Source organism: Paenibacillus elgii NBRC 100335, from assembly GCF_004000865.1.
GTDB lineage: Bacteria > Bacillota > Bacilli > Paenibacillales > NBRC-103111 > Paenibacillus_G > Paenibacillus_G elgii.
In genome coordinates, this window is the sequence record NZ_BIMB01000077.1 from 1 (window position 1) to 24079 (window position 24079).

Genomic DNA, 24079 nt, shown 5'->3' on the forward strand with positions numbered 1-24079 from the left:
TTTTGATTGTCCGTTACAGCGCTAACCGTACCTAGCGTCGAAGTGATGGCAACCGTCGACCCTCCGCTCGTCAATGCATGACCTTGCGCATCCTTCAGCTTCACGCTGATCGTCGTCTGGCTAGCTCCGTCCGCAGTCAAGGAACTGCTGCCCGCTTCCACCGCGCTCGTCGCTGCCGACGGCGCTCCCGGCACGAACTGGACGCTCGCCGTCGACGCTACCGCACTGCCGCCGACCGTCGCGCTAATCGTCGCGGTCCCCACCGTTGTCGGGGCCGTTAGCGTCGCCGTGTAGGTGCCATTTTGGTTATCCGTTACAGTGCTAACTGTCCCTAGCGTTGACGTGATCGCGACCACAGCGCCTCCGCTCGTCAACGCATGGCCCTGCGCGTCCTTCAGCTTCACACTAACCGTCGTTTGGCTGGCCCCGTCCGCTGCAAGAGTCGCGCTGCCCGCATCCACTGTACTCGTCGCTGCCGACGGCGCTCCTGGCACGAACTGGACGCTTGCCGTCTTTGGTATCGGAATGGCACCGACCATTGCGCTGATCGTCGCGATGCCTAGCGTTGTCGGCGCCGTCAGCGTCGCTGTGTAGGTACCATCATAGTTATCCGTTACAGCGCTAACCGTCCCTAACGTCGAAGCGATCGCAACCGGCGACCCTCCGGTCGGCCAAGCATTGCCCTGCGCGTCCTTCATCTTCACGGTAACCGTCGTCTGACTTGTCCCATCGGCTACGAGACTGGACTGCGCGCTGGAAACCTCACTCTCCCCCGGAGATATCGAATAATCCGGAATCATGTAGGTCCTGAAGGAAAAGTCGTACCCTGGCGACTGCGAGTTGCCTCGTTTATAGGGATCGCCGCTAGCGCCGTACCACCCAAAACCCACACCACTTCCTCCATTTTCCGTAGAGGCAACCATTCGATACATCGTATCTTTCTTCAAATAAGGCATTACTCCGGAGAAATCGAACGCCATCCAGCCTGGGCTGTACGACGTCAACTCTGCTGTGGCAAGCAGCGTCCCAAGATCGCCTTCTTTATAGATACCCAACCGTAATGCCCCGGTTCCATTGTAAAAATCGAATATGTTGAGCTCAATCTTATTAAGTTTACCGCTAATGGCAGGGGTAAAGGTTTGATATCTCGGATAATCGCGGTTAACAAAAACATTTCCGCTTCTATTTGGCTGCTCTTGATCCAAAACAGGCGGCTCCGCAGCAAACCCCTTTCCGCCGGGAGCCAATCCTAGTGTAAGTATAAATATAAGAACGATCGCAATCCATCGCTTATTCCGCTTCAAGCCTTCCATCACGTATCCTCCGTTCTTGCCCTTGGTGCCATAGTTTACTTCATGCAGCTAAATTTCCACACCCTAACTCATAAAGTAGGTGTAGCCGCCAACAACCAGCGCCGCTACGAAAAAAATGCCAAAAAACCACTTTGCAAATGTAAAGCCTACATTCCCGCCTTCCCACCAAAGGCTATAGAAGATAACTCCTCCCAAGACCATAATGCTGACAAAAGCAATAAGGGCATTTTCCATTTTTTCACCCGGGTCTCTTATTTTTTCCGCCATAAATCATAAGCTGTGTTAACAAAACAGACTACATCGATAACTTCGTGTTTTTATCACGCGAATCCGAGAGATGTTTGTACACGGCGATCGACAGCCACAGCCAAGCCGCGCCTGCCAGCATGCCGCCGATAACGTCGCTCGGGTAATGCACCCCCATATAAATTCGGCTCAGACCGATGCAGACCATCATGAAGATGGCCGCTGACGCAAGCGCGATTTTCCCCGTACGGTTTCGGATAGGACTCCACAACAAATAAACGATAATGCCATACAAAGCGACGGCAGCAACCGACGACGAGCTCGGAAACGAAAACCCGTCTTCCTCCATAAGCCGGCGAAAGTTCGGTCTCTCCCGAGCGAACAATGATTTCGAAACGTATCCTACGGCCGTAGACCCGCCGATCACCGCTATAAACAAAAGAAGCTCCTTCCGCCGCCCTAACAAAACATACAGCACGATGATCATCCCAAGCGAAAGCACGATAATCGGCATCGTGGAACCGATCCAACTGAACCCTTTCATGACTCGAGTCCATCCCGCGGACTCCCAGCTCTGGATCAAGGACGAGATGCTGTGATCAAAAGCCAACAGCCGCTCTCCCTTAACCGCCAGCGCAATGATCCCAAACCCACAGGCTGTGAGCAGGCTCAACACATATGCATATATGACATTTAACCTATTCAAGTAACCCCTCCACCGATGTTAGCTGCTCCCAAAGAAATAAGCATGGACATGACTTTCGCCCTCTGCATGCCGCATTCCATAAGCTTAACAATAAAGCCGGCACTGCCACGCTTCCATACCTAAAAAGGGGTATTTATTGCTGCGGCAAGCATAAAGAAATAGACCGGAACTCCTTATTTATCAAGGAATCCCGGTCATTTCATTGCATATTCTATTTTAACTTATAAAATGACTCAATACCTGATTAAACTTGCTGCGTTCCTCCCAGAAAGGGCCATGGCCGCTATAGTGAAACGGGACAAGCTGCGAATTTCTTATTTTGTGATGGAGTTCCTGGGCTTGCTGAAAGGGAATGACTTTGTCGTGAATGCCGTGGACGATTAAGGTAGGCACGGATATGAGCGGCAGATCGGCATCCAGCTTCTCATCTCTCAGCATAACGACGACGGCCGCGGTCGACCAGCCTGCCGCCTGCAATCCCAATTGAAAAAACCATTCTGAGAACGGAGCGGTGATATATTGAAAGAAAAAGCCGTCGGTGACCTCCCGTATCATCTTAGGGCGATCATTTAACGTCTCATGAAGAAATTTATTGGCAGTATCCGGTGTAAAGCCTATAGGAGCCGCAGCGTCAACAAGGACAAGCTTAGAGACTCCGTGGCCCTTGTAGCGGGACACATACCGAATCGCGATCGATCCGCCCGTGGAGTGACCAACGAGCGTGAAGTCATGCAATTGAAGCGCTCCGACAACCGCGTGGATATCACCCGCCAATCGATTATAATTATAACCACTTATCGGCTTATCCGAATTGCCGAACCCCCTCCAGTCAATTCCTATACAGCGGTAACCCATTGCGGGAAGAACATCAAATTGATACTCGAACTGCTTATGGCTTAACGGCCAACCATGTATAAAAACAATGGTCTTGCTTCCTCCCGGATTAATATCCTCTACATATAATTTTACACCCGGCTCTACAGTAACAAAGGTTCCCACACAGATTCCCCCATACAATGAAGTATCTTCAACAATAAGATACTCAACAGGGCAAACATAGGTGAATGCCTATCTTTGTCTAATTTCCATGTCGGCGGTTACCGTCATTATTTTTTTAATATCCCTAAATATTGCTTCCATGGCCCGACGTCCGCCCGGTATCTCTCAGCCATGACGCGAACGATTTGAGCCATGTGGGCTAAATCATGAACAACCCATGTGGAGAGCAATTCTCTCAGCTTGACGACCCCAAATGCAGGGTGGATACCCGTCAATTCGAGATGCGCTTCAGAATCGACAAGCCCCTTAAGTTTAGCTATATTTGAGGCTCGAATCGTTTTGAATTCATGCAGCTTTTGTTCAAACGATTTTTCTGCTTTTTCATTCAAATGGGCATAACGGTCAAAAGGGGGAAACGGTTTGCTTTCGCCCTGAAGAATAAACTCCAGCCTTGGGACCCAATTCGTTTTCTCTCCCTCGATGAGATGCTCAATCACTTCAACGACGTTCCATGTCCCTTCGCCTTCATTGCACTGTACCCATCCGTCCGACAAACCGGATAAAAAATACTCCAACGTTTGCGGCGTACGCTCCAGAACCTCAATCGCTTCTTTCAAATGAAAATTCATACAACTGCCCCTTTCTTCTCCATTCGTCCAGGAATGATTAATAAAAATCCCACGTCAAAGCGCGGCTTTTACGTGGGAGTGGATAAAGAGAGCGGGTTTAGACTTTCGCTGCCCATACTTCGATTTCGATTTTTATTTCCGGCAGTCCCAATTCAGAAATGTAACCAATCGTCATGGCGGGATAATTGTTGCCGAATAGCTCCTCCCACTCGGCATCCAGATAATCCCAATCGATTTTTTGGGTAGCCCATATATTAACCTTAATAATATTTTCCGACATTAATTCCTCGGAATGTAAAACAGTTTTAATGTTATCAAACGTATTCTTGATCTGTTCGTTCATAGGTTCAGGGATGCTGCCATTTCGATCTACACCAATTTGACCGGAAGTCACGTACAGCTCTGCGTTTCTGGGGATTTTCGTAATATGGGTGTAGTTCCCTACCGGGGCAGGCATCCCTGCCGGATTTTTTCGAACGATCTTGGCCTGTTCCATTTGAATTTACCTCACATTCTAAAGTTTTCTGCTATTTTTTACCATCATTTTTAGGCACACTTCACCCGTAAAATGGATTCTAGAAAAAAACAGCAGTCGAGTATCCGTATCCACAAGATATGAACTTTAACGTTTTTTTCTTCATGGATCGAATGCTCCTTTCTTTATAAATGCGATGAGAGTGGCTTAACTAGAATATAATCCAAATCATTTTTAGAGTCAATTTTAACCAACGAGGTCTATGTAAGTCCCCGCCCCTCCGCCCTTGTTGATGGTAAACCCGTTCTTGCTGGCCGCACTCTGGTTCAGCTAAGTACGGGTACCCCGCAGGACGCGCGAAACAATGAGCTTTGTGCACAGGAGCAAGGTGCAGACTATCTGGACGGAGCGATTCAAGCGTGGCCTAGCCATATTAGGGGAGCAGAGACGGTGATCCTTTTTTCGGGTTTACATACCGCGTTCCAAACGAGCGAACCGCTTCTCAAGATCCTCGCCGGAAACTCGATTTATTTAGGTGAGTCGGTGGGTTCTGCGTCTGCGAAGGCTTTAGCTGTATCTCTTACCTTTTGGAAACATGGCTCGGTTTTGCCCACGGGGCTCACATCCTCGAATCGGAGAACCAATGGGTCGATTCCTTCGGTTCCATGATCGCCGCTATCGCACCGTTGTTAGGGGAAGAAGCCAAGCATCAGGGGAAGGTCATCCAGACAGGTCATTTCGAAAACCCCGAAAGTTCCCTCAAAACCTCTGCCGATAGCGTGGAACGACTCGTTCAACAAACACGGGAATCCGGGATTCATGGTGAATTTCCTGCGAATGCATTGCCGCTTTTTGCGAAGGCTGTCGAGGCTGGTTATGGAAATGAGGAGGTTTCCGCGATTATCAAGGTGTTTCGCAGCAGTTCGGCCTCTAGACAGAGCCATGCATAAAAAATTTCCTTCATGTATCGAATGTGCTGGATATTAATAAGGGGTCCGGGATTCCCCGGCCCCCGTTAAACTTTTTCAACCAGCCCGATTTATTTTGTTTGATCCGTAGTACCTTCAACAGCATTCTCGCCAGCCTTGTTCCCCAGCGCCGCTCCAGCTATACCGCCTACAACGGTTCCAATGGGTCCCAAAGCGGAACCTACGACGGCGCCTACCGCACCTCCGCCAACAGTACCTACAGCTTCTCCTGTATCAGTGTCAGTCGCGTTGGTAGTATTATTTTCAGAAGCGTCATCCCGATTGTGTTCGTTGTTTTTAGCCATTTATTCTCGCCTCCTCGGTTTATGATAGGATACACCGTTCAATTACTTTCCAGCGCATCCCTCAAAATATTTTGCCCTAGCCCGTTAGAATGAATTCTTTAGCGGCAAAAAATCCACAATCTTCCTCAAATTCTTGAGTAATCTCTCCAAGATTCCCATGTCTCCCGGGATCCATGGACTTCAGCAACTCATGACTTATTCACCGGACTATTGGACCCATAAATCCCCAACATTTGATGCCTATCCTGTTCGTTTGTTTAATGGTGCCCAACCGAGAAGGCCCGAAACAATACAGCTAGCGGTTGAGCTGCCGAATCATGCTTAGCGTATAACCTCCGATTGCTTTCGCCAAACGGTCAGACAGCTTGAAGTTGATTGCGGCAAGTACCGCTCCCACAGCCATGATAAAGAGAGACTTCCCAAAAGTATCTACCTGCATAAAAATGACATTCATATCGATGTATCGATATAACAGGGGTGCCAACAGGAATGCAAGAGGTGCTACATAGAGCAAGGCCGCGCTGACGAGACTGACCAGTCCGATTCCGAACTTCTTCATTAACCAGAAGACGGCGGACCAGTTGCGGCGATCCGTAAGCTCTAATTTGGCTTGAGCCCAGACCGATGCATCCGTTATTACTTTTCTGTCGTACGGGTCCGTCGTAATATCGGTATAAATTTTCGTCTGCGTGCGCTCGAATTGGATGAAGGTTGTAGTCGTTCGCAATACGAGTGTAACTAGCGGAATGCCGACGACCGTAAAAGAAAGACTTAAACTGAACGACAGAGCCAAGAGGTAAAAACAAAAGTAAAACATACCTGTAACGAAAGTTAGCAATAAAAAATAACCATTCTGGATGAATCCTGATTTCATAAGAGCTCATCGCTCCTCTCCGTGTAATATCCGTATCGTACCGCCTCTTCCGTCAGCCGAAACAGTGTAAAAACGTCATATGACATATTCGGCATGTCTTACTTGATATGGGACGGGCTTGTTTTGCGAATGTGGAAAACAATATCGAACTGCTCCAGCAGGGACGTATCGAAGTATACCGGCGCCTTCGGAATGAGTTGTCCCCCCAAGCTCAGCAACGGCCGCTTTTCTTTAACCCATTGATCCGCCTGTCCTTCAAGATGGCGATTATCCAACAGAAACATATCATGTGGGACCTTTCCAAGCATATAATTAAAACTGTTCACCTCCTGCGGAATCGTTTCCGTCGACAGCTTGCTTCCGCTGGAATAAGTGTAACTGCTGTATAAGGTAAATTCCCCCTCCGCGGTGGTGCTGCCCACGACGACATATTGGTCGCCCAAGCGATCTTTTAAAAACTGTCCGGCGCCATTTGGGTATAAATTCGGATCGATAACACCTTTGGCTACATGGATATTGTGTGCCCATACCATCGTTTTACCGCCCAATGCCTCTTGGGCCCATATGACATGATCGGCCAAATATTGTTCGTGCAGCTTCAACATGCTTGGATAGTCAGCGGGAATCATCATGGTTGTGAAGTTCTCTATCGCCTTCGCCGTTGCTTTCACCCAGATAAGCTCGGATGAATCCGCCTCGACTTTGGCCTGTTTGGTCCTGTCGTTGAGCAATTGAACAACTTTCTCCGCGTTCACCTTGAATCTTTCTTTCTCTCCGGGAGTCAACTTCATATAGATCTCCAGATTGCCAGTCACTGCCGGCAGTTCTTTATACCTTTCTTTCACTTCGTCCAACATATCAGGGTGATGCTGCTGAACATAGTCGATCACTTTATTGTAGACACTTTGATCCAGTGCCTTTAAGTCGGGCCCGATAAATTGGATTTTCTTTTTGTTTGATGGGTTGGCGTTATACTCCTTCATCCACTCGACCATGGCTATAATTTCATCGGCCGGATACAACAGCTTCAAAAACTCTCTAGGATTTCCTTTTCCTGTTTGGATGTATTCGTTTAGCTTTAAACCATCCCCCCAATCCTGTTCCATGGCGAAATTCGTAAAGCCCATCTCGGTAACCAAATACTTCACCAGGCGAAATTTCATCGTAAAAATTTCGGAGCTTCCGTGCGTACTCTCCCCCAATCCCACGTACTGGGCATTCCCAATCATGTTTTTAAGCGGCTTCAGATCATCGAAAGGTTGCGCCGGGTCTATCGTCTTTAACGGCTTCACCTGGGATTCGATGGATTGGACGATTTGATTCTGGATCGGTTGAGCCGAATTGGCGACATCTATCGATCGGGCTCCCTTTTCCGCTCCGCATCCTGCAGCCAGTAAAGCTGCACTAACCAAGGCAATCATTCCACCGTACATCTTTTTCGTATTCATCTTCATCGTCTACTCCTCATTCGAGTTATTTGGGAAAGCAAGATTGATTCGCAATCCGGCACAATGCGTCAATCGCTTATCCGATTTTCACTCGTAGACGATCACTTTTCCTAGTTATGAACTGTCATGAAATGGTCTGACAAGTATCACGAGAAAATGATTATTGTTCCGTACTATCGAAGATGACAGCCCTAGAACGATAATGACCTTGTCTGTCGAATCGACCGGAGACCAAGTTACCCGCTGGCATAGCAGGAATTCGATTCAGATACAATAACTCATGGGAAGGAAGAATTACAATGACATCGCCTGCAGAAGCATTCGGTACCGAGGGGCAAATCCAACGTGCCAGAACAGGACTTCGACTCTTTCTAAGCATCTTGCTCATCACTTCTATGATCTTGAATACCGTAGTAATCATCACGAAAAGCATCCCACTTATTGCGGTGTACATGTTGACGCCCGCCCTGTCTTCCATTCTAGCCCGGATCTTGCTGCGGGAAGGGTTCAAAGACGTATCATTCCGTCTTAACAGTACAACAATATGGAAAGGCATTGGATTCGCTTTGCTGATCCCTATGATCATCTGTGCGATTACCTACTCCATCGCCTGGTTTAGCGGAATCGCATCGTTTCAACTTCCTGTAGGCGGCGTCTTCGAAAAGTTCTACCACGCACTTGGTTTGCAGGATCTGCCGACACCGCTAAATTTCATCTTTATGGTCGTTGTCGCCGGAATTATGGGAAGCTTGATCAACTTGATTCCGGTTATGGGGGAAGAAGTAGGCTGGCGGGGTTATATGCTGACTCGATTGGTCTATGCCAAAGTGAAGTATCCGATTTTAGTCAGTGGATTAATCTGGGCAACCTGGCACGTTCCTATCGCGATTGCCGGTTTATACGTGGCAGGAACGTCCGTCTTTCTCTCCGTACTTGGTATGTACCTATGTATCGTCCCGTTTAGTTATATTACCGCCCATCTGCGATTAACTACCGGCAGCGTCTGGCCTTCGGTCATCATCCATGCCGCATGGAATTCCATTATTCAAGGACCTTTCGCGCGTGCAAGTACAAGTACAGGAAGTCACTCTGAGATTTGGATCGGAGAATCCGGTCTGATTACCGCTCTGATTATTTTTATTGTTGCAATCATTGTGTCGCGAGCAACAATGCGCGGCACGAACCATTAATTTCATCCAAATCAAGTGATCTCAAGGACAGTACGGCTCTGTTACCATGAAAAAAATCCCCTCCTGGATAATGTTCAGACCATCCTACCAGATGTCTTTTTTACGTTATCCACCACGAGGGGATTTACCATATCAAGGGTTTTTTTCATTATTATTGGACTTAGCCACGTACCGGAAGATCTGCGCTTTCCAACATGTATGGAGTGTCGATCACTGAATCCGCACTATGCTGCTCAAATATCCAGAATCAATCTTATAACTCTTGTCATTGGCCTGGGGCTTATTTTCTTTATGCGGTTTGTACAAGTTATCGGTTTCACCCTCAACATAAAAAAATGTCCCGATGAAAAACAATCATCAGGACATTCAAAGGGAATAATTTATAATTCCTCACGTTTCGTCGTAAAAGAACAAAACTTTATTTTAATTAATTTTTCAAAACAATATTTTGTCAGCAGAAAATAAAGTAGACTGTCGCTGTTTCATTGAACTAACGTATCCGTTAGAATTCAGGTTAATTAATTCCAAAGGAATAGGATTGATGCTTTCATTGCCGAATCTACGATATCGGACCAGGTACGCCAATTTTGGGCGAATAAGTTTTAAAAACTTGGACAAACTTTTCAAACGCTGATGTCATTAAGCTATCCTTTTTTCTAATTAGGCTGATCTGAATTGTTTTGTATTCGGCTGGAAGTGAAAAGTATCGCAACTTCCATTCCAACCCAAATCGCTCAAGCCCTTGTCCTGACTGGTTTTTCTCGACTTTCCTTCAACTTTCCGACAACTTGAGCAAACGACTGAGTTGGACCCGCTCCAATACCCGCAAAGCCTTGATACACATGAGTTTAGACTGAGTTATTGTTGGATATAATATTCGATAAAAACCCTGTACTTTCCTGTTTTCTGCCTCTCTACCTGCACTAAAAAAGCCGAGCAAAAGTCAGGAAATAATCCTGCATCTGCTCGACTCTGATACGACTTTTAATTGCTCAATACAAGTTTAATTTGCTTGAAACGACTTTAATTTCAATGCACAATTAACGTGGTTCGTTCCCCAACTACTCCACCGTCACGCTCTTCGCCAAGTTCCGCGGCTTGTCGACATCGTTGCCGCGGGCCAGCGACGCGTAATACGCGAGCAGCTGCAGCGGAACGACGGACAGCGCCGGGGTCAACAGCGGCAGCGTTGCCGGGATCGCGAACGTATGGTCGACGACCTTGGCAAGCTCGGCGTCGCCTTCGGCATGGATGCCGAATACGTGCGCGCCGCGCGCCTTGACTTCCTTGATGTTGCTGACCGTTTTCTCGAAGAGGTCGTCCTGGGTCGCCAGAGCGATTACCGGGATGCCTTCCTCGATGAGAGCCAGCGTTCCGTGCTTAAGCTCACCGGCAGCATAGGCCTCGGAATGAATATAAGAAATTTCCTTCAGTTTCAAGGAGCCTTCCAGAGCTACGGCATAATCCAGTCCGCGGCCGATGAAGAACAGATTGTCATGCGTCGACACTTGCTCGGCAATCTCCTTGATCGTATCGGCTTGAGCCAAAATGCTCTCGACCTTTTCCGGCAGTTCCTGCAAGCCTGCAGCGACCTCGGCAATGTAAGCCTCGTCCACCGTGCCAAGCGTCTGAGCCAGATACAATCCGAGCAGATAAAAGGCGATCAACTGCGAAGTATACGCCTTCGTGGAGGCTACGGCAATTTCAGGACCGGCCCACGTGACGATCACATCGTCCGCTTCCCGGGCAACGGAGCTGCCTACCACGTTCGTAATAGCTAACACCCGCGCGCCGCAGCGTTTTGCTTCACGGAGTGCAGCGAGCGTATCTGCCGTTTCGCCGGATTGGCTCACAACGATGACAAGCGTCTCCGGTGTAATAATCGGAGCGCGGTAGCGGTATTCCGAAGCGACATCGGTTTCTACCGGAATACGTGCCAGCTTCTCGATCACCGATTTTCCGACCAGACCCGCATGATAAGCCGTACCGCAAGCCACGATGTGGACTTGTCGAATCGCGCGGATTTGCTCCGGCGTCATGCCTACTTCGTTCAGCACAACCTTCTTGCCGCTTTCATCCAGACGGGCGCCCATCGTATCACGATAAGCTTTCGGCTGCTCGTGAATTTCTTTCAGCATGAAGTGATCAAATCCGGCTTTTTCCGCCGTCACGATATCCCAATCGACATGGAATAATTCCCGGGAAATAAAATTCCCCTCCAATGTCATTAATTCGACACCGTCACGCGTCAAAGCGGCCATCTCGCCGTCGTTCAAAATATACACGTTTCGCGTATATTCGAGGATCGCCGGAATGTCCGAGCCGATGAAGTTCTCGCCTTCGCCGACACCGATAATGAGCGGGCTGGACAACCGAACCGCAACGAGCTTTTCCGGCTCATATTCGGTCAATACGCCCAGCGCGAATGCGCCCTTCATGCGCGAAACCGCCTTCTGTACCGCTTTTACGATATCGCCTTCATACAAGCTTGCGATTAAGTGGGAAATAACTTCCGTATCCGTTTCCGAAACGAATACATGACCTTGCTCGATCAATTCTTCCTTGAGGGAAATGTAATTCTCTATAATGCCGTTGTGTACGACGGAAAATTTAAACGAATTGTCCGTATGCGGATGCGAATTCTCATCCGACGGTTTGCCGTGCGTCGCCCAGCGCGTATGGCCGATCCCGATCGTGCCGCTAAGCGGCATCTCGCCGAGCTTCGATTCCAATACGGCCAGACGGCCTTTCGACTTCTTCACCTGCAGACCATCGGTCGTATACACGGCTACACCAGCCGAGTCGTACCCGCGGTACTCCAGTTTTTTCAAGCCGTCAATCAATATATCTTGGGAATTCCGTTTTCCCACATAACCGACGATACCGCACATATGTTCAGGACCTCCTGATTGTCAAAGAAAGTAAATTTCGTTAGATCCCGTCAAAAACTTTGTCCGTCCGGTCGCCCGGACGTTTTCAGTTTTGACGATACGGCTGGATCGATGGCCGGAAGGTCCCCGCCGAATGTTTCGAACACCTTCACCTCGTCAACTGGATGCTAACCTGAGATACCCGCTTCCTGCGTTGTCTAAGAGATAGTGGAGTCCATTACCCGCCGCTTACCGCGGCGATGAACCCTGTGACCGAATGCGCAGAAAATCAAGCAGCCCCGGATAAGCCATCCAGTCCTGGCGCTTGTCTTGCTAAGTAACCCCGCCCCACCTTTCCGTTTAGAGTAAGATTCTATACCCATCTTATTCATTTTGGCCCGGAAGCGCAACCTCTATTTTCATCGGCTTTCATTTCCGCCATGCGCGAAGCGAGAATCCCGGATGCCTTTCCGGCGCCCGGGACCTCGAATTCTGCGTCATCGGGAACGGCCCGAGCTACGCTCCTTCTCCCGCGTTAACCCGGCTACACCAGCTCGCGCTGAATCACATCGGCGATCTGCTGCACATAAGCTTCGACCCGGTCTTTGTCCGGTCCTTCGGCCATGACGCGGATCAACGATTCCGTACCGGAAGGACGTACCAATACCCTGCCATTGTCGCCCAGTTCGTCCTCGACTTGACGAATAACGGCTTCGACAGCAGGATTGTTGTTGAGCTTGCTTTTATCCACTACACGCACGTTCACAAGCGTCTGCGGATATTTGCGCATGATGCCCTTCATCTCGCTCAGGCTTTTGCCGGACTTCACCAGCGTATCCATAAGCTGCAGCGCCGTCAGAATGCCATCCCCCGTCGTAATGTGGTCGAGGAAAATGACATGGCCGGACTGCTCGCCGCCCAGATTGTATCCACCTTTACGCATTTCTTCCATCACGTAACGGTCGCCTACTGCGGTCTTTGCCGCCTTCAGGCCTACCGCTTCGATGCCTTTGAAGAACCCGATATTGCTCATGACGGTCGTCACGATCGTCGAGCCGCGCAGCTTGCCGGCCTGATTCATCGCATGACCGCAGATGCTCAGGATGAAATCGCCATCCACTTCTTCACCGTTCTCGTCAATCGCAATCAGGCGGTCCGCATCCCCGTCGAAAGCAAGCCCGATATGCGCCTGCTTCTCAACCACCAGCTTCCGCAGATCTTCAGGATGCGTCGAACCGCAGTGGTCGTTGATATTGCGTCCGTTCGGCTCTGCACCCATCGTGATCACTTCCGCGCCAAGCGCTTCGAACACTTTGGGTGCCAGCTCGTAAGCCGCGCCGTTAGCGCAATCCAATGCGATTCGATAGCCCTTGAAAGAAGACGTTACCGTCGATTGAATATAGCTCAAATATTGGAATTTCGCTTCCTCATTGTCGATCACATTGCCGATCGCTCCGCCGGTCGGCCGTGGCAGCTCGTCGTTTGTCGCATCCATCAGCCGCTCGATCTCGAGCTCCGTCTCGTCGGACAGCTTGAAGCCGTCCGCGCCAAAAAACTTGATTCCGTTATCCTCTACCGGGTTGTGGCTGGCCGAAATCATGACACCGGCGTCCGCCTTCAGCTCGCGTGTCAAATACGCCACGCCAGGTGTGCTCAGCACGCCAAGACGGATAACATTCGCGCCGATGGACAGCAGACCTGCGACCAGCGCCGCCTCCAGCATCGGACCCGACACCCGCGTGTCGCGACCGATCACGACATTCGGTTTCTCCACTTTACCTGCCAAGACGTAGCCGCCGCAGCGGCCGATTTTGTACGCGAGTTCCGGGGTTAACCCTTGGTTGGCAACTCCGCGGACACCGTCCGTACCAAAATATTTCCCCATCGAATCTCTCTCCCCTTGCAGTGCCTTATGTCAACAAACTACTTCCCATTATCACCGATTCATCCCAAACGGTCAAATCTTCCCCAGATTCTAGGGCGCGGCAGGTGGAGTGGCAGGCGGGGTAGCAGGCGGTGTTTCCGGCTGCTTGCCTGGCTTTGCGCTGATCTCTACCGTCGCTTTGAAATCCTGCTGCGGCCCCTTCTTCACAAATGTTGGCAAGTTCCAGGTCACCGGCACCTCATGCTTGCCCGGCGGCAAATTACTCACATCGAGAATCCCCTGAACATCCTGCGGCTTCAGCTTGTCAATCAGCTCTTTGGCCCCTTCGACGGTCAGGTTCAGCTGCCCCGACTCCGGAAGCACGACCTTTGTATCAAAACCGTCGTTTTGCCCGATGATCGACAGCGGGATCGCCTCCAGTGTCTTCGTTACCGAAGGCACGATCGTGACGTTCACCGTCACTTTATCCGGGTCAAGCTGCTTGACGTTATTTCGCGGCGGAATAGGCAGCGTGAACTCCTTATCCTCTTTCAGATCGCCCAGATTCACCTGAGGTCCTTCGTAAAATTCCAACCGATCCAGCACATTCTGCGGACCGAATACCGTGACTTTATCCGTACTCTGCCGGACGGAAGCTACGGCGTAGCCTCGAGGCGGTTCGCCCACGAGCTTTACCTGGAGCGGCACGAGCGTGAACGGGCTGGTGATAGGCACTTCGACCTCTACCACGGCCGGATTGATTACCGCAGTCTCAATCGGCTTGCCGTCCTTGTTATAGGCCACCAGTTTCACCTTGCTGGAAACCGGCGATGACGCCTTCTCTACATTGACGTCCGCACGAACCGATTCCACTTCATCGTAAATGCGGCTTGGGACGGATACGGTGACCTGCTTCGGCTTCGCGACCGGCTGCCCGGCTTTCAGTCCGACAGCGGGGATTCCCGTCACATTGACGGTAACCGGCATCGATTTATTTTTCTTATCGTCGATCACGACCCGGACATTGGCCGGCGTTGCCTTCACGGTCACATTCGACGGAAAGCCTATCGGAGTGACCGGGAGCAGATACTCCCCTTTACCTACCTTGGTCAGATCCAGCTCCACCGAATAGGTCCCCGTGTTCATGACCTTTTTTAGGGCGGAATCCCTGCCCGTTAGGCTTAGCGTCACCTGCGGGGGATCGACCTGCACGACATAAAATTGGTCCGTATCATACTTCGGCGTCACCGCGACGTTCCCGATTTTTTCCTCCAAAATACCTGCTCCGCTCGTTCCCGCGATCGGAGCGTTGTCCGCACGGACGACCGCCCACAGCATGATTCCTATAATCAACGAAATAACCTTTACGACGTTCGTGTTGCGCAGCCATTGATCCATATCTAGCGTCGCCTCCATTTCCAAATGGAGCGTTTTTCCTTCGTCTTCGCTTTCGGCTTCAGTTCCTCGAACAGCTTGGCCAACAAAGCATCCTCTTTCACATCCCGCAAAATATGGCCGTTCATCGCGAGCGAGACAGCTCCCGTCTCCTCGGACACAATGACGCACATCGCATCCGACACCTCGCTCATGCCGATCGCCGCCCGGTGCCTCGTCCCGAGCTCCTTGCTGATAAAAGGATTTTCGGACAGCGGCAAATAGCAGCCGGCCGCCATCAACTGATGCTTCCTTAGAATAACCGCTCCGTCATGAAGCGGCGTGTTCGGCACGAAGATGTTAATCAGCAGCTCCGAGCTGATTTGCGATTCGATCGCGATGCCCGACTCGATATAGTCGGTAAGTCCCGTATCCCGTTCGAATACGATCAGCGCTCCGATTTTGCGCCGGGCCATATAGGTAACGGCCTTCAGCACCTCGTTGATCCGACGGTTCACTTCCGTATCTTCCTCGACGGTCGTCCGGCTGAATAGCTTGCCGCGGCCAAGCTGCTCCAGCGCCCTCCGCAGCTCCGGCTGAAAGATGATAAAGACCCCGACGAGCCCGAAGGTGAACATTTGATTCATCATCCACTGCAGCGTATTCAGCTTAAACCATGAGCTGAGCGCCCAAGTGACGACAACGACAAAAATACCTTTGAGCAATTGGATGGCGCGGGTTCCCCGGACCACCAAAATCAATTTATAAATGACGTAGCTGACGATCAATATATCGATAATATCCTTGATATCGATTTCCGTAATCCAATCCATCGCGTTGCCCCCAAGCCTGCCTCCGTCATATCGGTTCCCTTATTGTGTTCCCCTTCCTTAGATCATACCATATTTGCAACAAAAAACCCTCCCTTTCTACCACGCGTAAGGGAGGATTTTAAAAAATTGGGTCACTTGGCCTATTTCATTCCTGAAATCGTTCCAGCCCACCGATTCATTTTGTACCAAAGCCAGCTGAAGGCTTCGTCGATTTCTTGAATATGCCCGGAAATATGCGCCGTCGAGGCCAGCTGAACCGATCCGTCAATCACTGTAATGTTGCCCGCGATGTCGCCGTCCACCTGCAGCTTTCCGTTCTCTACCGTTAAATCTCCTGCCACTTTGCTGCCTGCCGGCACATAGACCGTATCCCCTTTAATAACGACCGACTGCAGGTCATTTCCCTTCACGAGCAATTCGCGATCATCGTTCCATGAAGAAACGAAGGTCGACAGCATCACAAGAAAAAAGACCGCCGCCACCGAGGCCGCCGGATGCTTACGGATCCACCGGTACCATGGATTTTGCCGTTTGACCGGTGGCAGCGCCTGCATGATCCGCTCCGTCAGGCCGTCAGGAACCTTCTGCGTCGGCCAAGCATGAATCAGCGCTTCCACTTTCTCAAACTGCTGCAGGCGCTTGCGGCATTCCGGGCAAACAAGCAAATGCTCTTTGAGCGCCGCCGCTTCCCTTCCTTCCAAGCTCCCGTCCAAATATTCATGCAGCAAAGGGAGGGCTTCCTCACAATTCATCCTGAGCCACTCCTTTCTTCTGTCCATTAGATCAAGTTGTTTCATACAATACGTTCGAAGCCGAGAGATGTTTCAAAAAACAGCTACAAAACCTGCTCTAATTTTTTACGCAAAAATTCCCTGCCTCGGTGCAATCTGGTTTTAATTGTCGTTACCGGCATCGCCAGCACATCGCTAATCTCCTGAAGCGACAAATCCTGGAGATAACGCAAAATCACGACCGCCCGGTATTTCTCCGGCAGCGTCTTGATCGAATCACGAATCTGCTCCTGCGTCTCCGACAGCACCACCTGATTATCCGGCGTTTCTTCGCGGCTCGGCAGGGCGGAATACCAGTCGCTGCCTTCCCCGTCGCTCATCTCGGCGTCCAGCGAATAGTTGATCTTCCGCTTGCGGAGCCGGTCAATGCACAGGTTCGTCCCGATCCGGTATATCCAGGTCGAGAACTTCTGCTGCTCGTCATAACGGTCCAAATTCGTGTACACCCGCAAAAACGTCTCCTGCACGATTTCCTCCGCCTCATGACGGTTATGCAGCATACGATAGGCGAGATGGTAAATTTTATCCTTGTACAGCTCCACCAATTCGGCAAAAGCCGCTCGATCCCCGCTCCGGGCGAGCTTGGCGAGCCGGGTGTCCATTTGATTCACCGACCTACCTCCAACCTCCGAGCTTGGGTCCGCTTGGCTTGCCAACGGTCAAATTCGGATTCTTCCGGACAACGCCTGACCTTTCTTCGATCACCGTTCCGTTTACTAGTAAAAGAATACCAAATGACTGCACCGCCTGTACAGTCTCTTTCCAAAAGAAATCGTGCGGCGCTCCCCTCCGTATTCGCGCTTTAGCAGTTTCACCATTCTGCGATCTATTAATAAATTCTTACGATCAACGACGGCACTTGGTTTCGGCCGACGGCCTGCCTAATGAAACCAAACATGAGAAAAACCGGGCTGCTCGGCATAAGCCAAGCACCCCGGCTTTCGGTTCGCAGGTTGATAAGCATCAGCCCGTATTGCGAAGTCCAGCGGCAATTCCGTTAATCGTAAGCAGCACTTCGCGGAGCAGAAGCGAATCATCGCCTCCCTGATCACGCAGCGGGCGAAGCTCCGACAGAAGCTGAACCTGCATATAGCTCAGCGGATCGACGTACGGATTGCGCAATCGGATCGATTCTTGAATGACCGGGACATTGTCCAAAATTTCCTGCTGGCCGGTAATTTTCAGAATCAGGTCCGACGTCCGTTCGTACTCTTCTTCGATCATACGGATGATCCGTTCGGCAATCGACTGGTCCTCGATCATGCTGCCGTATTCTTTAGCGATCAGCAGATCGGCCTTCGCGAGCGCCATCTGCAAGTTGTCAATGAGCGAACGGAAGAACGCCCAATTATTGTACATCTCCTGCAGGATGCGCAGGTTTTCCGGATTCCCTTGGTAGAAGCTGTATAGTCCGTAGCCCGAAGCGTACCAAGCGGGCAGCAAATAACGGCTTTGTGTCCAAGCGAACACCCACGGGATGGCCCGGAGGTCTTCGAAACGGTCGCTATTTTTCCGCTTGGACGGACGGGAGCCGATATTGAGTTCCCCGATCTCCGGCAACGGTGTGGACTGCTTGAAGAAGGTCAGGAAGTCCGGATCGCGGAAAATCAGATCCTGATACTTCTGCTGCGCCTGCTCGGAAATGTCGCGCATAATCGTTTCCCAGCCCGGCTCGGAAGGGTCGGCCTGCGGGTTGCGTGCCCACAGTGCGCTTTTGATCAGCGCGGATGTCGCTTGCTCCAAGCTCCGATAAGCGATCCCCTTCATGGAATAACGGGAGGACAGCACTTCGCCCTGCTCCGTGATTTTGATCCCGCCGCCTACCGTATCAGCCGGTTGAGCCAGAATGCTCCGGTTAAGCGGCATCCCGCCGCGGCCAAGTGCACCTCCGCGCCCGTGGAAAAACTTCAGCTTCACGTCGAACGGCTTCGCGGCTGCCGTAATGCTGCGCAGCGCGACCCGCAGCTCCCAGTTGGCAGTAATTACGCCGCCGTCTTTGTTGCTGTCGGAATAGCCGAGCATAATTTCTTGAAGCTGATTCGTGCTGTTCAAGCTGTTCCGGTAAGCCGGAATTTGGAACAGCGTCGTCATAATCTCCGGAGCCGCATGCAAGTCGTCAATCGTCTCGAAGAGCGGCACGGACTGCAGCGTGCAGGTGACGGAGCCGTCCGGCTCGTGCAGATACAAGCCCGCTTCTTTGCCGAATACCAGCACCTCAAGCAGGTCGCTGGCTCCTTGCGTCATACTGATCAGATAGCTTGCGATACAGCTTCTGCCGAATTCCTGCTGCGCCTTTTGGATGACGCGATACACGTCCAGACATTCCTGCGTAGACTCGGAATAATGCAGGTAAGGCGAAGTAATCGGCCGCGGATCGTTCAAAATATCAGTTAACAACTTGATCTTTTGTTCTTCCGGAAGCGCGCCGTAATCGGAACAGATGCTCATCTTGGCCAAAATTTCCGTCATTGCGGCTTCGTGCTCTTTACTATGCTGTCTGACATCCAGCGAAGCCAGATGGAAGCCGAACAGCTCCGCTTGGCGAATCAGCTTTTGCACATAGGCGTCAGCGATGTAATCGGCATAATGATTGCGCAGGCTGCGCTCGATAATCAGCAAATCTTCCTTGAATTGCTGAGGATTATTGTATTTTTTGCCTGCCGGCACGTTCGGTTTGGCCGTATTGCGAATTTTCTCGACCATATACCGGACTTTGATGCGGTATGGCTCTTTTTCGTTAGGCAATAATTCATCGGACGGCAGTTCGATCATGTCCCGGTCGTGCTGGATCGAATCCAGCAGCTCCTGCGTCACTTCGACGATATTTTTGCTAAAGCTCATATGCTTCAGCAAATCCGTCAGCAGCTCCTCGTATTTCTGCAGTGCGAGCTCCCGGTGCATGGTAAGCGTCTCCCACGTCACCGTGGAGGTGACCGAAGGGTTGCCGTCGCGGTCCCCGCCAATCCACGACCCGAACTTCAGGAACGTCGGCGCGTGCCAGGACTGCTCCGGGTAATACTTGTGCAGACATCGTTCCAGCTCCTGATACACTTGAGGGAGCACGTCGAACAGCGTTTCGTCAAAATAATACAGTCCATTCTTGACCTCATCGCCGACGGTCGGCTTCCGGTCCCGCAGCTCGTCCGTCTGCCAGAGGGTGATGACCTCGCCCAGAAGCTTCTCACGCAGCTGCTCGCGCTCGCGGAACGTCAAGCTCGGGTTGTCCAGCTCCATCACGTCCGCCGCAATCCGCTGATGAATATCGAGCACCGCACGGCGGGTCGCTTCGGTCGGATGCGCCGTCATAACGAGCTCCAGCGAAATCCCCTCGATCATCTCACGGACCTCAGCCGTTGGCGTACCAAGCGTTTTCAGCTTGCGGACCGCGTCCTCGATCGATCCCGGCTGCACGTTCTCTCCCGAAGTACGTTCATAATCACGTTTGCGCCGAATCCGGTGATTCTGCTCGGCGATGTTGACCAATTGAAAATAAACGGCAAACGCGCGGATGACCTGATGGCGAATCTCCGGAGCCAAGCCGTTTATCGTATCCTTAAACTCCGCATACATTTCCGGCGTAAACTGGGCGCGCAGCGATTTACTCATCTCTCTTATCTTCTCTACGATGGTAAACAATGAATTGCCGCCCTGGTGAACCAGCACCTCACCCAAAATATGCCCCAAAAACCGAACATCGCGGCGAAGCAAATTGTTGGACGTGTTTTTGTTGATCAAACTGACTGAATCCGACATGGTTCTCCTCCATCCCTAAGCCAAGATCATAACCCCTATTTTAGCACAACCTTAGGCAACCATGTAGTCCATTTATGCGGTAAAGCGAAAAAAACCTTTGTAAATTTATAGGATTGATCGTATAGCAAATGGAGCGACGTGTATTCTTCCCGTTTAGCAGTCCCGTCGTTTGCAGCATACGGCTTATCACATGGCAAAAGCAGATAAGCTCGATCGGTATTATAAACGATCATAACAAAACTGCAGAGCTGTCGCAATATTTTAACGAATGGCATCGCTTGGCAAAATCTGTCGGTATTTCGCCTACGGATCGCAATTCCTTACAGAAAGCTTTGTTTAGCAGGAGCGGCGTCAGGTTAATAGCAGGATAAGCTACCCTAATTATGTGTAGAAGGAAGTGGCGCCATGCTTCGGGAGTGCTTTTATCATGTGTCTCAAAGCAACTGGGCTTATGCATACGATAAGCATACCATTCATCTGCGAGTCCGCACGAAACGGGACGATGTGATGGATATCCTGACGATCACCGGTGACAAGTACGACTGGGATCGGACCTACGCGGAATACCCGATGAAAAAAACCGCTTCGGACGCTTATTTCGATTACTGGGAAGCAAGTGTCAAACCAAAGTATGGCCGTCTCTCGTACGGATTTCGCATGAGTGCGGGTTCGGAGAGCGTATGGATGACGGAGTCGGGTATCCATGACGAGCAGCCTGCCCCGCCAGGCGGCTATTACGATTTCCCCTATATCCACGAGGTCGATATGTATGCCGCGCCGGAATGGGCAAAATCCGCGATCTTTTACCAGGTCATTCCGGAACGATTTGCCAATGGAGATCCGTCTAATGATCCCGATCCTACGGAGCCGTGGGGCGGCCAACCGACGAACGACAATTCGTTCGGCGGCGACCTGCAAGGCATCATCGACCATCTGGATTATATTGATAACTTGGGCGTCAATGCCATTTACTTGACACCTGTCTTCCACTCTCCCTCCAACCATAAATATGACACGCTCGATTATAAAAAGGTCGACCCGCAGTTCGGCAGCAACGAAACGCTGAAACAATTGGTCGATGCCTGCCATGCCCGAGGTATCCGTGTCATGCTGGATGCCGTGTTCAATCACTGCAGCGAGCATTTTCCCTTCTTCCAGGACGTTGTCCGCCACGGCGAAAAGTCGGAATATGCCGACTGGTTCCATGTGCGCGAATATCCCTTGGCCGTTCGGGACGGGATTCCCTCGTACGATACGTTCGGCTTCTTCCCGCACATGCCCAAGTTCAATACGGCCAATCTTCGAGTGAAGCAATATTTATTGGACGTGGCCGAGTATTGGATCAAAGAGATCCAAATCGACGGCTGGAGGCTCGACGTAGCCAGCGAGATCGACCACCACTTTTGGCGCGACTTCCGTAAAGTCGTGAAAGCCGCGAACCCGGACGCTTACATCGTTGGAGAAGTGTGGAACGATTCGATGAAATGGCTGCTCGGGGACCAATTCGATTCGGTGATGAACTATCCGTTCTCCAGCAAAGTGCTCGAGTTTTTCTCGCAATCCGCCATGGACGGGTATACGTTCGCCAACAGTATGGGCTTCTTGCTCATGCGTTATCCTCAGCAGACGAACGAGGTTATTTTTAACCTGCTCTGCAGCCACGATACGCCGCGCGTGCTTACTTGTGTCGGGGAAGACAAACGAAGGGTCAAATTGTGCGTGGTATTCCTGCTTACGTATATGGGGACGCCGTGTATTTACTATGGAGACGAAATCGGTTTAACCGGAGGACCCGACCCGGACTGCCGTAAATGCATGGAGTGGGATCCGGATAAGCAGGACAATGAGCTGTACGACTTTTACCGGCTCCTCATTGCGCTTCGCAAAGATTACGATGTGCTTAGATCAGGAAGCTTTCGCTTTCTCAAAGCCGACCCCGGCGATCCGCGAATTATTTACGAGCGGCTGAACGGCCATATGCACTTTACCGTCTGGATGAACAATACCGAAGAAGAAACCGTTCTGTCGCACCCGATGGAAACCGACGATTGGAAAGACGCGCTTTCCGGGGAAACCGTGATCCCGGAGGACGGCATCATGAACATTAAGCTGGACCCGCTCGGCTATCGCATCTTGTATCGGTTTCTTTAAAAAACACGCACTGTCCTAAAAGCTTAAAGGAGGAATCAATATGCATCGATCTTATGGAGAAAATATATATAGCGATCAACGGATGCGTAATAAAGCTGCGCTTGTTACGGGAGCCGGTTCGGGAATCGGCAAAGCAGCAGCTCTGCTTCTCGCTTCTCATGGAGTGAAGGTCTGTTTAGTCGGGCGCAATCAAAAGGAGCTCGACGAGGTTAAGCAGCAAATTGAGAAAACGCATGGCGAAGCTCTTTCCATCAAAGCGGACATTTCGATCCCAGGCGAAATTCAATCGGCCATAAACCAAACCGTGGATCGATTCGGCCGGTTGGATATCGTTGTAGCCAATGCAGGAATCAACGGAGTGCTTACAGCCATTGAGCATATGGAGGTGTCCGATTGGGAGCAAGTGCACGACATTAACTTAAAGGGCACATTCCTTACCGTAAAATACGCGATACCGTATCTGAAGGATCACGGGGGAAGTATCATCATCACAAGTTCCATTAACGGCAATCGAGTCTTTTCCAATTTTGGTTTCAGCGCCTACAGTACCACCAAAGCAGGCCAAGTCGCTTTTATGAAAATGGCCGCGCTCGAGCTCGCTCAATACCGTATTCGAGTCAATGCGATTTGTCCGGGAGCAATTGAGACCAACATTGAGGAGAACACATACCGGCGCCCGGAAGTAGAAAATATTCGCATCCCCGTCGAGTTCCCGGAAGGGGATCATCCGCTAAGGCAAGCCCCGGGTTCTGCCGAACAAGTCGGTCAACTCATTCTGTTTCTGGCTTCGGACGATTCATCACATATTACCGGTACCGAGATTTACATTGACGGCGCCGAATCTCTGCTGCGGGGATAATGCGGAGGACATCGTTAAAAAAAGAAGAACCGTGCTAAAGCGATATGCTCTAGCACGGTTCTTTACGCTAAGCGGGTGATGGGAATCGAACCCACGCTACCAGCTTGGAAGGCTGGAGTTCTACCATTGAACTACACCCGCATGGAAAACAAAATTTTAAAAATTAATGGTCGGGACGACACGATTCGAACATGCGACCCCCTGGTCCCAAACCAGGTGCTCTACCAAGCTGAGCTACGTCCCGAGATGTCAAGCGAATATTTGAAATGGCGTGCCCTGAGAGATTCGAACTCCCGACCTTTTGATTCGTAGTCAAACGCTCTATCCGGCTGAGCTAAGGGCACAAACTGTAATTATGGAGCGGAAGACGGGATTCGAACCCGCGACCCTCGCCTTGGCAAGGCGATGCTCTACCCCTGAGCCACTTCCGC

Annotated in this window: 20 protein-coding genes and 4 tRNA genes; 4 read left to right on the forward strand and 20 right to left on the reverse strand. The window is 50.8% G+C overall.

All coding sequences use genetic code 11. The features are described from left to right. From PEL01S_RS32105 to PEL01S_RS32130, 6 genes are all read right to left on the reverse strand, one after another. On the reverse strand, nt 1-1055 hold a 1055-nt coding region (locus tag PEL01S_RS32105; protein ID WP_218032564.1), incomplete at its 3' end, for an Ig-like domain-containing protein. A 321-nt stretch (nt 1056-1376) separates the two neighbouring features. Then, nucleotides 1377-1580: a hypothetical protein gene (locus PEL01S_RS32110; protein WP_010496754.1), complete on the reverse strand. Its 204-nt coding sequence runs from the start codon at nt 1578-1580 to the stop codon at nt 1377-1379. 28 nt (nt 1581-1608) lie between these two features. Next, nucleotides 1609-2265 carry a phosphatase PAP2 family protein gene (locus PEL01S_RS32115; RefSeq protein ID WP_063915827.1) on the reverse strand — a complete coding sequence of 219 codons (657 nt, stop codon included), beginning with the start codon at nt 2263-2265 and terminating at the stop codon, nt 1609-1611. Between the two features lie 216 nt (nt 2266-2481). Next, a complete protein-coding gene (locus tag PEL01S_RS32120; protein ID WP_174807044.1) occupies nt 2482-3264 on the reverse strand; it encodes an alpha/beta fold hydrolase in 783 nt (260 codons plus the stop codon). Nucleotides 3265-3371: 107 nt separating this feature from the next. Then, complete coding sequence (locus PEL01S_RS32125) at nt 3372-3893, reverse strand: DinB family protein (protein ID WP_127463102.1); 522 nt, start codon at nt 3891-3893, stop codon at nt 3372-3374. Between the two features lie 97 nt (nt 3894-3990). After that, entirely contained in the window at nt 3991-4389 is a 399-nt protein-coding gene (locus tag PEL01S_RS32130) for a RidA family protein (protein WP_063187852.1), read from the reverse strand. Nucleotides 4390-4955: 566 nt separating this feature from the next. Between PEL01S_RS32130 and PEL01S_RS35480 the strand changes: the two genes are divergently transcribed. Next, nucleotides 4956-5318 (forward strand): imine reductase family protein, encoded by a 363-nt coding sequence (locus tag PEL01S_RS35480; protein ID WP_239551344.1) that lies wholly within the window; start codon nt 4956-4958, stop codon nt 5316-5318. A gap of 89 nt (nt 5319-5407) precedes the next feature. Here the strand turns inward: PEL01S_RS35480 and PEL01S_RS32140 are convergent, their stop codons facing one another. The 3 genes from PEL01S_RS32140 to PEL01S_RS32150 form a co-directional block, all read right to left on the reverse strand. After that, nucleotides 5408-5641: a glycine zipper 2TM domain-containing protein gene (locus PEL01S_RS32140; protein WP_108531599.1), complete on the reverse strand. Its 234-nt coding sequence runs from the start codon at nt 5639-5641 to the stop codon at nt 5408-5410. 295 nt (nt 5642-5936) lie between these two features. Then, a complete protein-coding gene (locus PEL01S_RS32145) occupies nt 5937-6515 on the reverse strand; it encodes a sensor domain-containing protein (protein WP_127463103.1) in 579 nt (192 codons plus the stop codon). Nucleotides 6516-6613: 98 nt separating this feature from the next. Continuing rightward, nucleotides 6614-7963, reverse strand: a complete 1350-nt coding sequence (locus PEL01S_RS32150) for an erythromycin esterase family protein (RefSeq protein ID WP_127463104.1) — start codon at nt 7961-7963, stop codon at nt 6614-6616. A gap of 299 nt (nt 7964-8262) precedes the next feature. Here PEL01S_RS32150 and PEL01S_RS32155 point away from each other — a divergent pair, with 299 nt between their 5' ends. Continuing rightward, nucleotides 8263-9153, forward strand: coding sequence for a CPBP family intramembrane glutamic endopeptidase (locus PEL01S_RS32155; RefSeq protein ID WP_127463105.1), 891 nt, complete (start codon nt 8263-8265; stop codon nt 9151-9153). 1061 nt (nt 9154-10214) lie between these two features. Here the strand turns inward: PEL01S_RS32155 and glmS are convergent. From glmS to ppc, 7 genes are all read right to left on the reverse strand, one after another. After that, entirely contained in the window at nt 10215-12044 is a 1830-nt protein-coding gene (gene glmS / locus PEL01S_RS32165) for a glutamine--fructose-6-phosphate transaminase (isomerizing) (protein WP_063187865.1), read from the reverse strand. A gap of 523 nt (nt 12045-12567) precedes the next feature. After that, nucleotides 12568-13908: a phosphoglucosamine mutase gene (gene glmM, locus PEL01S_RS32170; RefSeq protein ID WP_127463106.1), complete on the reverse strand. Its 1341-nt coding sequence runs from the start codon at nt 13906-13908 to the stop codon at nt 12568-12570. Between the two features lie 90 nt (nt 13909-13998). Then, nucleotides 13999-15285, reverse strand: coding sequence for a CdaR family protein (locus PEL01S_RS32175; RefSeq protein WP_063187868.1), 1287 nt, complete (start codon nt 15283-15285; stop codon nt 13999-14001). A gap of 2 nt (nt 15286-15287) precedes the next feature. Next, nucleotides 15288-16094, reverse strand: a complete 807-nt coding sequence (gene cdaA, locus PEL01S_RS32180) for a diadenylate cyclase CdaA (RefSeq protein WP_127463107.1) — start codon at nt 16092-16094, stop codon at nt 15288-15290. A gap of 140 nt (nt 16095-16234) precedes the next feature. After that, the gene (locus PEL01S_RS32185; protein WP_010496775.1) at nt 16235-16846 is read right to left on the reverse strand and encodes a zf-HC2 domain-containing protein; all 612 of its coding nucleotides are present in this window, start codon (nt 16844-16846) and stop codon (nt 16235-16237) included. 83 nt (nt 16847-16929) lie between these two features. Then, nucleotides 16930-17496: an RNA polymerase sigma factor SigW gene (sigW, locus tag PEL01S_RS32190; RefSeq protein ID WP_010496776.1), complete on the reverse strand. Its 567-nt coding sequence runs from the start codon at nt 17494-17496 to the stop codon at nt 16930-16932. A gap of 352 nt (nt 17497-17848) precedes the next feature. Continuing rightward, nucleotides 17849-20638: a phosphoenolpyruvate carboxylase gene (gene ppc, locus PEL01S_RS32195; protein ID WP_127463108.1), complete on the reverse strand. Its 2790-nt coding sequence runs from the start codon at nt 20636-20638 to the stop codon at nt 17849-17851. 405 nt (nt 20639-21043) lie between these two features. Here ppc and PEL01S_RS32200 point away from each other — a divergent pair, with 405 nt between their 5' ends. Both PEL01S_RS32200 and PEL01S_RS32205 read left to right on the forward strand, forming a co-directional pair. Further along, a complete protein-coding gene (locus PEL01S_RS32200) occupies nt 21044-22789 on the forward strand; it encodes an alpha-glycosidase (protein WP_127463109.1) in 1746 nt (581 codons plus the stop codon). Between the two features lie 40 nt (nt 22790-22829). Next, the gene (locus tag PEL01S_RS32205) at nt 22830-23648 is read left to right on the forward strand and encodes an SDR family oxidoreductase (protein WP_127463110.1); all 819 of its coding nucleotides are present in this window, start codon (nt 22830-22832) and stop codon (nt 23646-23648) included. Between the two features lie 70 nt (nt 23649-23718). Here PEL01S_RS32205 and PEL01S_RS32210 read toward each other — a convergent pair. From PEL01S_RS32210 to PEL01S_RS32225, 4 genes are all read right to left on the reverse strand, one after another. Beyond that, nucleotides 23719-23789, reverse strand: a tRNA-Gly gene (locus PEL01S_RS32210). Nucleotides 23790-23815: 26 nt separating this feature from the next. Then, nucleotides 23816-23892, reverse strand: a tRNA-Pro gene (locus PEL01S_RS32215). A gap of 23 nt (nt 23893-23915) precedes the next feature. Beyond that, a tRNA-Arg gene (locus PEL01S_RS32220) sits at nt 23916-23992 on the reverse strand. 12 nt (nt 23993-24004) lie between these two features. Beyond that, nucleotides 24005-24079, reverse strand: a tRNA-Gly gene (locus tag PEL01S_RS32225).